At 43.6% G+C, this 11,863-nt stretch carries 9 protein-coding genes; 5 read left to right on the top strand and 4 right to left on the bottom strand.

The features are described from left to right. The 3 genes from B4033_RS07275 to dxs form a co-directional block, all read right to left on the bottom strand. On the bottom strand, nucleotides 1–1,032 hold a 1,032-nt coding region (locus tag B4033_RS07275; RefSeq protein ID WP_286832898.1), incomplete at its 3' end, for a DEAD/DEAH box helicase. Between the two features lie 450 nt (nucleotides 1,033–1,482). Then, nucleotides 1,483–2,313 (bottom strand): inositol monophosphatase family protein, encoded by an 831-nt coding sequence (locus B4033_RS07270; protein ID WP_004809859.1) that lies wholly within the window; start codon nucleotides 2,311–2,313, stop codon nucleotides 1,483–1,485. 120 nt (nucleotides 2,314–2,433) lie between these two features. After that, nucleotides 2,434–4,338, bottom strand: a complete 1,905-nt coding sequence (gene dxs / locus B4033_RS07265) for a 1-deoxy-D-xylulose-5-phosphate synthase (RefSeq protein WP_286832896.1) — start codon at nucleotides 4,336–4,338, stop codon at nucleotides 2,434–2,436. Between the two features lie 310 nt (nucleotides 4,339–4,648). Here dxs and ribA point away from each other — a divergent pair, with 310 nt between their 5' ends. Beyond that, complete coding sequence (gene ribA, locus B4033_RS07260) at nucleotides 4,649–5,251, top strand: GTP cyclohydrolase II (RefSeq protein ID WP_273798436.1); 603 nt, start codon at nucleotides 4,649–4,651, stop codon at nucleotides 5,249–5,251. Between the two features lie 65 nt (nucleotides 5,252–5,316). On the opposite strand, the gene hemN is transcribed toward ribA, so the two are convergent. After that, entirely contained in the window at nucleotides 5,317–6,690 is a 1,374-nt protein-coding gene (hemN, locus tag B4033_RS07255; RefSeq protein WP_286832894.1) for an oxygen-independent coproporphyrinogen III oxidase, read from the bottom strand. Nucleotides 6,691–6,928: 238 nt separating this feature from the next. On the opposite strand from hemN, the gene hemF reads away from it, so the two are divergent. The 4 genes from hemF (at nucleotide 6,929) to B4033_RS07235 (ending at nucleotide 11,457) form a co-directional block, all read left to right on the top strand. Continuing rightward, nucleotides 6,929–7,873, top strand: coding sequence for an oxygen-dependent coproporphyrinogen oxidase (gene hemF / locus B4033_RS07250; RefSeq protein ID WP_286832892.1), 945 nt, complete (start codon nucleotides 6,929–6,931; stop codon nucleotides 7,871–7,873). Between the two features lie 282 nt (nucleotides 7,874–8,155). Then, nucleotides 8,156–8,362 carry a hypothetical protein gene (locus tag B4033_RS07245; protein WP_004809869.1) on the top strand — a complete coding sequence of 69 codons (207 nt, stop codon included), beginning with the start codon at nucleotides 8,156–8,158 and terminating at the stop codon, nucleotides 8,360–8,362. Nucleotides 8,363–8,453: 91 nt separating this feature from the next. Further along, nucleotides 8,454–9,242 (top strand): shikimate dehydrogenase, encoded by a 789-nt coding sequence (aroE, locus tag B4033_RS07240; RefSeq protein ID WP_286832890.1) that lies wholly within the window; start codon nucleotides 8,454–8,456, stop codon nucleotides 9,240–9,242. Between the two features lie 391 nt (nucleotides 9,243–9,633). Next, the gene (locus B4033_RS07235; protein WP_286832889.1) at nucleotides 9,634–11,457 is read left to right on the top strand and encodes an acyl-CoA dehydrogenase C-terminal domain-containing protein; all 1,824 of its coding nucleotides are present in this window, start codon (nucleotides 9,634–9,636) and stop codon (nucleotides 11,455–11,457) included. Nucleotides 11,458–11,863: the final 406 nt, after the last annotated feature.

The raw sequence follows: 11,863 nt of genomic DNA, 5'->3' as shown, positions 1-11,863 counted from the left end.
ACGACCAATACGGTGTACATAGTCCTCGTTCTTCATTGGAAGACCGAAGTTGATGACGTGAGAGATTGTTGGTACGTCTAGACCACGTGCTGCAACGTCAGTTGCAACCAAGATTTTTGCACGACCTTCACGGATGCTGCGTAGACGACGGTTACGAACTGTCTGTGGCATTGCACCGTGAAGTGCTACTACTGATAGACCTGCTTCAGCAAGTTCTTCAGCCAGCATATCGGTATCTTCTTGCGTAGAAGCGAATACAACTGCCTGATCAACGTCTTCTTCGTTTAACCAGTGAGTCAGTAATTTTTTCTTGTGCTCAAAGCCATCAGTCCAGTGCAAAGTCTGAGTGATGTCAGTATTCGTAGAGTGACCAGTTTCGATCGCAATACGCTCTGGCTCATTCATCATACGTTCAGCAAGCGTGATGATACGCGGTGCAAATGTTGCAGAGAACATCAAAGTCTGTTTACGGTTCGCCGCCAAGTCACCGATTGCCTCAAGGTCTTCAGAGAAGCCAAGGTCTAACATACGGTCAGCTTCGTCGACGATTAACGCATCAACTTTGTCCAGTTTAATCTGGCGACGGTTAACAAGATCAAGTAAACGACCTGGTGTCGCAACTACAACTTGTGCACCTTTTAATTGTTGGATTTGTTTACCAAATGGCATACCACCCATGATTGCAGCAATACGAACACCTTTCATGTGACGTACAAATGCAATCGCATCCTGACAAACCTGTTGTGCAAGTTCACGTGTTGGTGAAATTACCAGGATATTCGGTTGAGTTACCGCTTTCATGCGTTCTTTGAACGGAACGAAAGTATCTTCAGTTGCAAGGCCATTCAATGTAGGGAGAAGGAAGGCTGCAGTTTTACCAGAACCAGTCTGGCTTGACACTAGAAGGTCTTTACCTTCAAGCGCCGCAGGAATAGATAGTTCCTGTACAGGTGTAGGCGCAGTAAAGCCTAGTGCTTGTAAAGCTTGTTGTAAGGTTTCGTGTAGAGGAAAATCAGCAAAAGTTTTGCTCATAGAGTCTTTCACCCGGAAATTGGGTGCTCCATTAAAAATAAAGTCAAATGAACATCGACAAAAAGCGGTACAGCAATATACGCTGAAAATAAGAGATCATTCAGCGGCGATCCGAGTAACGACGATGTGATATAACGCACGCATGATTACGGCATAACCTGAAGGAATCGCTTTAGCGATTGGGGCGCGAGATATCGTCCTCTCTTTGGACCGCACGCGCATACACAATGATAAGAAGAGAAATGTTCAGGTAACGAACAGAAATTAAGTGCGTGCGCGGATTATAGCAGGATTTAAAATAATGTCATTAAGTTTTATTGTTATTTTGTATTAATCTAAAATTAGTTGATATTTTAACCATATTTAGCAGAAAAAAATATTATCCAGTCATAAAAAAGGCATCCCTTAGGATGCCTCTTATATGTTTTAAACCAAAATGTCTAAACCCGATTATTTAGCTGCCTCGCCCCATGCAGGAACAACTGCCTGCATTAAAGGTTTCAGCATTTTCATAGAGCAGGCAATGACCTGACCTTTTTCCATAGATTCGCTGCCACCACGTGCATCAACCACTGTACCGCCCGCTTCTTTCACAATCAGTTCACCAGCAGCGATATCCCAAGGTTTCAAACCAAGTTCAAAGTAACCATCTAAACGACCTGCCGCAACATAAGCCAGATCCAGCGCAGCAGAACCTGCACGGCGGTATTGAGCACCTGCTTCAGTAACGTTTAATAGTGATTCGAAATGGTTTTTCGCATAAGACACCACTTCACCGCCACGTTGAGCACGGTAAGCATGACCGACTGCCAGGAAAGAATTCTGCAAGTTGTCTTTCACATTTACACGGATACGACGCTGGTTCAGCATCGCGCCACGACCACGACTTGCAGAGAATAGCTCATCTTTCACAGGGTCATAAATAACACCGTGTTGGGTTACGCCTTTGTGCTGAACAGCAATAGAGATACAGAAATGCGGGAAACCGTTGATGAAGTTCAGTGTACCGTCAAGAGGATCAATCACCCAACACCATTCAGCGTCGTGACCTTTACCTTCTTGCAGACCAAACTCTTCACCAAGGAAGCTGTGGTTTTTATAACTTTTACGCAGCGTATCGATAGTCAGTTGCTCTAGGTAACGGTCAACACGCGTTACAGGACCATCAATGCCTTTTTCTTCGACTTGTAGATCGAGTTTATGACGATTTTGATGCGCTTTTAAAAGCTCTTGACCAACTAATTGAGCCGCACGCGCAGCCATCACCACCATAGGTTCCATTGAACACCCACTACAAATTTGAAGATATTGATAAAGAATAATGCATAAAAGCCCCTACATTTTAGCAAATATAAGGGCTTTTTGGGAAAAAAATGTGTCTAAAATTTTGAAGACGTTGTTTCAGACTGGCTGGGTAAGTGAAGACCAGGCCTGATTCATTGACTTTTCAATGCCTTGAGCATCAAGTCCTGCCTGTTGCAGCATCTGTGCATGGGTCGCTTGCGCCATAAAGGTATCAGCAAGACCAAGATTTAAAATTGGTTTTACGATCTGCGCTTCAGCCAGATATTCATTGACTGCACTGCCCGCACCTGCCATCACTGCATGTTCTTCGACTGTCACGAACAGAGTGGTACTTTGCGAGATATTATCCAGCATTTGGGTATCCAGTGGTTTGATGAAACGCATATTCACCACACGTACTGCCACATCATGTTTTGCAGCAAAGGCTTGGGCTGCATCGATAGCGGCCTGCACTCGGCTACCAAATGCCAGTACAGAGATATAGTCATCATGCTGACCATTAAAGCTCGCTACGATTTCAGCCTGACCCATTGGTAATTCAACCATGTCTTGCTGAATCTCAACACCCAGACCACTCCCACGCGGATAACGTACTGCTGCCGGACCTTTATAGAGATACGCAGTATGTAGCATTTGGCGACATTCATTTTCGTCTTTTGGCGCCATGATCACCAGGTTTGGAATAGTACGCATATAAGCATAGTCATATGCTCCAGCATGAGTCGGACCATCTTCACCAACCAGACCAGCACGATCGATAGCAAACGTCACATCCAGATTTTGTAGCGCCACATCATGGACTAGTTGGTCATAGCCACGTTGCAAAAACGTTGAATAAATCGCTACAACTGGCTTCAGACCTTCACAGGCCATACCCGCTGCTAACGTTACCGCATGCTGTTCTGCAATCGCGACATCAAAGAAACGCTCAGGATATTGCTTAGCAAATTCTACCATGCCTGAGCCTTCACACATGGCTGGGGTAATGGCCAGCAAGCGGTCATCTTTCGCCGCTTCATCGCACAGCCACTGACCAAAGACATCAGAATATTTTGGTGCTGAATTTGCAGTAGATCCTGCATTTAAACGACTAATCGCGTGATATTTAATTTGTTCTGCTTCTGCCGGAGCGAAGCCTTTGCCTTTTTTAGTATAGACATGAATCAGACGTGGACCTTTACGCTTTTTCAGTGCATTAAACACATGAACCAATTGACTCAGATCATGGCCATCATAAGGACCAAAATAATCAAAACCGATCGCCTTAAACAGGTTATCGGCAGCATCAGTCGCTGCACAATGCAGACGTGAGTTATACACCCATTCTGGATGCGGCTGAACGAAGGCTTCACCCTCTTCAGTAATATTCACCGACTCACCACGTTCCCACAATGCAGCGAGATGCTTGGCAAAACCACCGGTACTGCAGGAAATCGACATGTCATTATCATTCAGCACCACCATCAGATCTGCATTGTGCGCGACGGCGTCATTCATGGCTTCAAAGGCCATACCTGCCGTCATTGCACCATCACCAATAATGGACACCACTTCACATGGATTCTTTTGATAGCGACGCGCCAAGGCCATGCCCAAGCCTGCTGAAATCGCAGTGGAAGAATGCCCTACCCCGAAAGTATCAAATTCAGATTCATCACGCGCCGGGAATGCGGCCAAGCCATCTTTGGCACGAATCGTGGTTAATTGCTCACGACGACCGGTTAAGGCTTTATGCGGATATGCCTGATGACCTACATCCCAGATCAGGCGGTCGTCTGGCGTATTGAAGCAATAGTGCAAAGCTACAGTCAGCTCAATCACCCCCAGATTGGCACCAAAATGCCCACCACTTTGTCCTGCAGCATACAAAATGTACTGACGTAACTCATCGGCCACCTGCTCAAGCTGATTTTGCTCAAGTGAACGCAATTGCTCTGGATGATCGATCGCATCAAGCAACGGTGTTACAGGGCGTTGAGTTGGTATTTCTGTATACAGCATAAATGGCAAAGCCTTCAAAAGCCTGGCAAATCCTAAGCTAGGTCTGTCTATGGGGAGTCCCGATCATATAGTCGAATTGTAGCAGCTTCAATTGACTAAAGCTGTTAACGGCGCAATATTAAACAATGAGCTTGATCAGGGTAAAATTTGCAGAATACGATTATCCTGAATAATCTTACTGTTTATCAACTATTATCGTTCGCTTTATACAAAAAAGAAAATGTTCTCCAGAAAATCATCTATGCAACCCTACTAATGTCCAATCATTACGCTATACTTTGAGCAATTTCAGGATTTAACGGGTTCAGCTGTGCCTATCGAGTTTGTCGCAACATCAAGATTACCTACCGCTCATGGTGAATTTAAAATTACTGTTTTTCAAGACCCTAAGACTGGCGAAGAACATGTCGCGTTATCTAAAGGACTGGAAGAACCAAGTGATGAACCCGTGCTGGTACGTGTACATTCTGAGTGTTTGACGGGGGATGCTTTTGCCTCACTGAAATGTGATTGTGGACCGCAACTTCAGGCGACACAAAAGCTGATTAATGAAGTCGGTCGTGGTGTGATTCTGTACTTGCGTCAGGAAGGCCGCGGGATTGGTTTGACCAATAAAATCCGTGCCTATGCCCTACAGGATCAAGGTCATGACACTGTAGATGCCAACCTGATGCTGAACCTGCCAGCCGATGCACGCCAATACGATATGTGTAGCATCATGTTGGATCATTTAGGTGTAAAAGCAGTACGCTTGATTACTAATAACCCTACAAAAATCAATGCACTTAAAGACTTAGGTATTAATGTGGTGGATCGTGTACCGCTGACGGTTGGTCTAAATCCATTTAATGAACAGTACCTTAAGACCAAGCATGAACGTATGGCGCATCTGTATCGGAAAGATGATTTTTAGCTTTCATACAAATCATTCTCAACCCTCCTTTGCTAAAGGAGGGTTGAGAATGATTGAAGGGATTTCTAAATCGTCATCGAAAAAATCCGGTTCTCCGGCATTTTACGTTTTAATCTCAGGTCAAAAGACATACAGATATTACGTACAAAAGGTTTCCCTTTCTCTAAAATTGTGACTGATGAGTCTGCAATTTTAATTAACTGATCCTGTGACATTTCTTTGAGCTGTTCTAGCACTTCGTCAATTTCAGCAAATTGCATGTGCTCATCTGCCCAAGAAGTGGTGAAACTGCACATCAGATTCAGTATATGCTTACGGATGATTAAATCTTCCCGACTTAATACATGCCCTTTAACGACTGGAATCTCATTCTGTTCCAGACATTCATAATATTCTTCAATGGTTTTTACATTCTGGGCAAAGCTGTACCAGCTATCACTGATTGATGAAATCCCCAGTCCAATCATCACTTGCGTTTTGGAAGCCGTATAACCCATAAAGTTACGGTGTAAAGAACCCTCCTTAAAAGCCTGATACAGGCTGTCACTTTCTAGCGCAAAATGATCCATGCCAATTTCATGGTAGCCATGTGCCAATAGTTTCTTCTTGCCTTCTTCATAGCACTGGCGCTTGATTTCATCTTTAGGCACATCGGCATCTTTAAAACCGCGCTGGCCATTGCCCTTGATCCATGGCACATGCGCATAGCTATATAAGGCTAAACGGTCCGGCATTAAGGTATTGGTTTGACCAATGGTAGTCAGTACATCATCCAGGCTCTGGAATGGTAAGCCAAAGACCAGATCATGCGAAATCGAGGTATAACCTATTTCACGCGCCCATTCGGTGACCTGTTTGACATTTTCATAAGGCTGGATGCGGTGAATGGCTTTCTGCACAATTTCATTATAATCCTGCACGCCATAGCTGACCCGGCGGAAACCTAAGTCATACAAGCCTTGCAAATGTTCATAAGTGGTATTGTTCGGATGGCCTTCAAAACTGAATTCATGCTCAGACGCTATTTCGGCCTTAACCAAGATACCTTTAATCAGTTGAGTTAAGTGCTCAATCGAGAAAAAAGTCGGTGTACCACCACCAAGATGGATTTCCTTGATCATTGGCTTTTCTTCCAATAATTCACAGTACAGATCCCATTCCTTCAGCACCGCCTGAATATAGGGTTGCTCAACTTCATGCCGTTTGGTGACACGTTTATGGCATCCACAGAAAGTGCACAGGCTTTCACAAAAGGGCAGATGGATATATAGACTGATGCCTTCTTTCTGATTCGATTCAGCAAAAGAGCGCTTTAAAGTCTGTTTCCACTGTTTCAGAGAAAAGTACTGTTCTTCCCAATACGGTACAGTTGGATAACTGGTATAGCGTGGACCTGGGACATTGTATTTTTGAATGAGGGAAGTAGCCTGAACCGACATAATATCCACCTATGACCATCGAAAATTCACCCAAGCATGGGCCATCTAAAGCTATTGTGTGGGGGTCGGAAAAAGAATTCAACCTAGCATCTCGGTCGGATTTAATACGCTACCCTGCTTTAATTTACTGTGAACACAAAGTCTTTTTAGATCATCAGTATCGGCAAATACATCTTAATTTTTATGCCATTTTATGCTTTGATGTAGAAAGTCTTTCTTTCTCCCCATGAGGGCTTTGATGCAGCATCCAACTTCTGCGGATATTCAACGCGTACGCGAATTCCTCCTCGACTTACAGGCGCGCATCTGTGCGGCTCTCGAACAACAAGAACGTACTGGTGGTGGCTCAGCTGAGTTTATCATTGATGACTGGGAACGACCTGAAGGTGGTGGTGGCCGTTCACGTGTGCTGCAAAATGGGACAGTAATTGAAAAAGGCGGGGTGATGTTCTCGCACATCAATATTTCTAAACTACCGGCTTCAGCCACTGAACGTCATCCACAAATTGCCGGGGCTAAGGCACAGGCGATGGGCGTCTCACTGGTGATCCATCCTAAAAATCCAAATGTGCCGACCTCACATGCCAATGTGCGCCTATTTGTTGCTGAAAAAGAAGACCAGGATCCGATCTGGTGGTTTGGCGGTGGTTTTGACCTGACACCGTTCTATCCGAATGATGAAGATGTGCTTTCATGGCATCAGACGGCGCATGACCTGTGTGCGCCATTTGGCGAAGAAGTTTATGCACAGCATAAAAAATGGTGTGATGATTATTTCTACTTAAAGCACCGTGATGAACAGCGCGGTGTCGGTGGCCTGTTCTTTGATGACCTGAACCAATGGGATTTTGAAACCTGTTTTAAATACATGCAGGCGGTGGGCAATGGTTACTTAGATGCCATCATTCCGATTTTCCAGCGCAATCAGGACAAACCTTATAGCGAAGCACAGCGTGAGTTTCAACTGTATCGTCGTGGCCGTTATGTTGAATATAATCTAGTGTATGACCGTGGCACTTTGTTTGGCTTACAGACTGGTGGTCGGATCGAATCCATTCTAGTGAGTCTGCCACCACTCACTGGTTGGTCTTATCGTCCGGAATGGGCCGAAGGTTCACCAGAGAAACAACTTACCGATTATTATCTAAAGCCACGAGATTGGCTGCAAGAGTTAAAGAAGTAAGTGTACGCTTAACCAAAATGCTCTCAGTTTGAGGGCATTTTTTGTAAGACTGTTCCAATTATTTTCTGCTTACAATACCTCTAATTTTTTTCTCCTGAAAACTTCATGCAATTAATTCGTTCCCAAATTTACAAAACTAATTCTTCAAGACTATTAATTTGAACGAAAAATTTTCCTATAAACATTTAGAAACTTTTCTTTATATAAATAAGCAGAAATGTCCTCACTTCGTCACAAGCTCTGCTGTATAGTAAAATCTTAAAAAATATTGGGTAAAAATATATGCAGCTACGACATTTCAAAAGTCATGTGCTGATGATGTGGGTATTTCTGGCCGTTACAGTCAGTGCAATTACCACAACATTCTTAACCAAGGATCTTATCTTGGACAGTCTGGCAATCAGTGTCAGCATTATTATGATTATCGGTATTATCTTAAGTGGTGCCCTGCTTCTGACTGAACGCATTATTAAAACCTGTAATTCCTAAAATAAGCCCCTAGAATTAGACCTTTCAATACTTTAGTCCCTACCTGTTTTCACGTATATTGTTGAGCATTTCAGCACATGGACACTGTGAAATGAGCAAACAATTTGCTGTTGTTGGCAACCCGATTGAACAATCACGTTCTCCAGAATTGCATCATGCATTTGCCGCTAAAACCGGTATTGATCTCACCTATAGTAAACGTCTGGCTCCGCTGGATGGCTTTGAAGCCAATATTCAGGACTTCTTTGCCCAAGGCGGTATCGGCATGAATGTCACGGTTCCGTTTAAAGAACAAGCTTATGCACAGTGTCAGGTGCTGACTGAACGCGCTCGTATTGCCGGTGCAGTAAATACACTATGGATGGAAAATGGCCTCCTGCATGGTGATAATACCGATGGTCAAGGTCTGGTTGAAGCTATTCGTGCTTTAGACTGGAACCTGGAAAATACCGATATTCTGATTATTGGCGCTGGTGGTGCGACTCGTGGGGTGATCTATCCACTGGTACAGGCAGGTGTGAAGAAAATTGTCATTGCCAATCGTACCCTCACCCGTGCCGAACAGCTGATTGCGGATTTAAAAGATGCAGTACCACAAGCTGAACTGCAAGCGATTGCCTTGACTGATCTGGCGGGTGAGTTCGATCTTATTATCAATGCAACTTCTGCCAGCTTGAGTGGTGATGCCTTAATCCTGCCGGAAGCACTGCAGTTTAAACACGCATATGAAATGGCCTATGGCAAACCATCTACTTTTCTAGATCAAGCCCGTGCGCGTGGTGTTCCTAGCGCTGAAGGTTTTGGCATGCTGGTCGGTCAAGCGATTGAATCTTTCGCGATCTGGAATGGGGTCAAGCCACAGCTCAAAGATTTCCTTTAAGCCCGTTTAAGCTTTTAATATGATTCAAGAGTCTCTACGGAGGCTCTTTTGATTTTCCGACAGAAGGCAATATACAGAGCAATAAGTGGATTTAATGACAGCACTTCTGTTTATTTTCGAACAATAACATTTGTGTACAATTCACCCAAAAAATCACCTAGACAAATAGAATAATTATCTATTAAAGTCGTTTCATATAAGTCTTTTTTATTTTTCAGCTATTTATTATTAGCCCATATCTTTAACCTGAATCACCCTAATTTTCCTATCTCCTCGATTCGCCTTTCTGACATTTTTATTTGCTTGCCTTATCAATGTATTTTTAGCCGCAATGTGAATAATCAAAGGATCGATACAGATAATCCAAAACTATTAATCAGGATTAAAACGCATGCCAGCATATAAAGCCCCGTTACGTGACATTCGCTTCCTTATGAATGAAGTGCTTGATTACCCTGCACATTACCAGACACTATCAAATGGTGAATATGCCGATGCTGATACCGTGGACATGATTCTGGAAGGTGCAGCAGATTTCTGTGAAAATGTACTGTCTCCATTGAATCAAAGTGGTGATCTGGAAGGCTGTCATTTTGAAAATGGTGAAGTCACTACGCCTAAAGGCTTCAAGGAAGCATACGAACAGTTCGTACAAGGCGGCTGGCAAGGTCTTTCTTATCCTGAAGAATTTGGCGGTCAAAACCTTCCACAATCTTTGAATCTGGTTAAGTCTGAAATGATGGGCACTGCAAACTGGTCCTTCCAGATGTATCCAGGTTTAAGTATCGGCTGTATCAATACCATTATTCAATTTGGTTCAGATGAGCAAAAAAATCTTTACCTGCCTCACCTAGTAGCAGGTACATGGTCTGGTACCATGTGTTTGACTGAGCCGCAATGTGGTACCGACCTGGGCCAGGTAAAAACCAAAGCTGAGCCAAATGCAGATGGCACGTATGCTATTTCAGGTACCAAGATCTTCATCTCGGCGGGTGAACATGATCTGACTGAAAATATCATTCATATCGTACTTGCACGCCTGCCAGATGCACCTGCAGGCACTAAAGGTATTTCCCTGTTCATCGTACCGAAATTCATTCCGGCAGCCGATGGCGGCATTGGTGAACGCAATCCGGTTACTTGTGGTTCGATTGAACACAAAATGGGAATCCGTGCATCTGCAACAGCTGTACTGAACTTTGACAATGCGGTTGGTTACCTGATTGGTGAAAAGAATAAAGGTCTGCATGCAATGTTTACCTTTATGAATACGGCACGTATCGGTACTGCAGTTCAGGGTATCTGTCATGCAGAACTGTCTTTCCAAGGTGCCCTGCCTTATGCCAAAGAGCGTATGTCGATGCGTGCCCTTTCTGGCAAGAAAGATCCAGAAAAAGTAGCTGATGCCATCATTCACCATGCTGATGTTCGCCGTATGCTATTGACGCAAAAAGCAATTGCTGAAGGCGGTCGTGCAATGATTTATCATGCAGCACAAATTGCAGACAAAATGAATGATGCTCTGGTTCGTGGCGATACAGCAGCTTTCGAGGCGCATGATGATCACTTAGGTTTCTATACCCCTATTCTGAAAGGTTTCCTGACTGAACTGGGCTATGAAGCAGCCAATCACGGTATGCAAGTCTTTGGTGGTCATGGCTATATCAAAGAATGGGGCATGGAACAGATCGTACGTGACTCGCGTATCTCTACTCTTTATGAAGGTACAACAGGTGTACAGGCACTAGATCTGATTGGCCGTAAAGTGCTGTTAACTTCTAAAGGCAAAGTGATTCGTGATTACACGGCAGAAATCCTGAAATTCTGTGGCCAGCATGCACGTAACAAATACATGCGTCGTTTTGCTTGGGACTTAACCAAACTTTGCGCACAATGGAATGCATTGACGGTTCGTATCATGCTGGCTGCACGTAAGGACCGTGATATTGTTTCTTCTGCATCTGTAGATTTCCTGATGTTCTCAGGCTATGTGATGATGGCATACTTCTGGGCACAACAGGCTGCGGTAGCTTCCGCAAAACTGGCTGAGGGCAACGGTACTGAAGTTCCTGAGTTCTATAAGGCAAAAATCAAGACAGCTGATTTCTACTTTGAGCGCATGTTGCCGCGTACTCAAGGTCATGCTGAAGCCATGGTCAACCCATCTAAAACGATGACTTCACTGGCATCTGAGCACTTCAGTTTCGATTACTAAGTTTTCACTGACTTTGAAAGTCAAATAACAAAAAGAGCGCCACGGCGCTCTTTTTGTTAAAGCATATTAAGTCCTTGATTTTTTAATTCTGTATAATTTTTCTACAATTTTATTTTGAGTGATATCAACTGCATAAAAAATAATAGTGATATACAGCTTGAATATCTCTGAATTCAGGGTATGATGGTTGCAACTAGAAAAATTCTTGTTTTGGTTAGTCTTCTTTAAGTATCGCAGTTTTAGTCATAAACCTCCGTTTTTATAGATCAAAAGCTCCATCCAGTCTATTTTTCCAAGTTACATCTTAGTCATCCCATAGATTGACTATAAATCAATAAAACTCAATAGGTTATATTATGTCTAATACAGTTACTGGTACAGTAAAGTGGTTAGATCGGAAGAGCGT

The organism is Acinetobacter sp. UBA3132 (assembly GCF_002364825.1).
GTDB classification, from domain to species: Bacteria; Pseudomonadota; Gammaproteobacteria; order Pseudomonadales; family Moraxellaceae; genus Acinetobacter; species Acinetobacter schindleri.
The sequence above is the reverse complement of the archived record's forward strand: the minus strand, read 5'-3'. Positions and strand labels throughout refer to the sequence as shown.

Bases quoted from the DNA above. Each gene is read 5' to 3' on its own strand.
- B4033_RS07270 (WP_004809859.1), bottom strand. From the start codon at position 2,313: ATGGAACCTATGGTGGTGATGGCTGCGCGTGCGGCTCAATTAGTTGGT.
- dxs (WP_286832896.1), bottom strand. From the start codon at position 4,338: ATGCTGTATACAGAAATACCAACTCAACGCCCTGTAACACCGTTGCTT.
- hemN (WP_286832894.1), bottom strand. From the start codon at position 6,690: ATGTCGGTTCAGGCTACTTCCCTCATTCAAAAATACAATGTCCCAGGT.
- hemF (WP_286832892.1), top strand. From the start codon at position 6,929: ATGCAGCATCCAACTTCTGCGGATATTCAACGCGTACGCGAATTCCTC.
- B4033_RS07245 (WP_004809869.1), top strand. From the start codon at position 8,156: ATGCAGCTACGACATTTCAAAAGTCATGTGCTGATGATGTGGGTATTT.
- aroE (WP_286832890.1), top strand. From the start codon at position 8,454: ATGAGCAAACAATTTGCTGTTGTTGGCAACCCGATTGAACAATCACGT.
- B4033_RS07235 (WP_286832889.1), top strand. From the start codon at position 9,634: ATGCCAGCATATAAAGCCCCGTTACGTGACATTCGCTTCCTTATGAAT.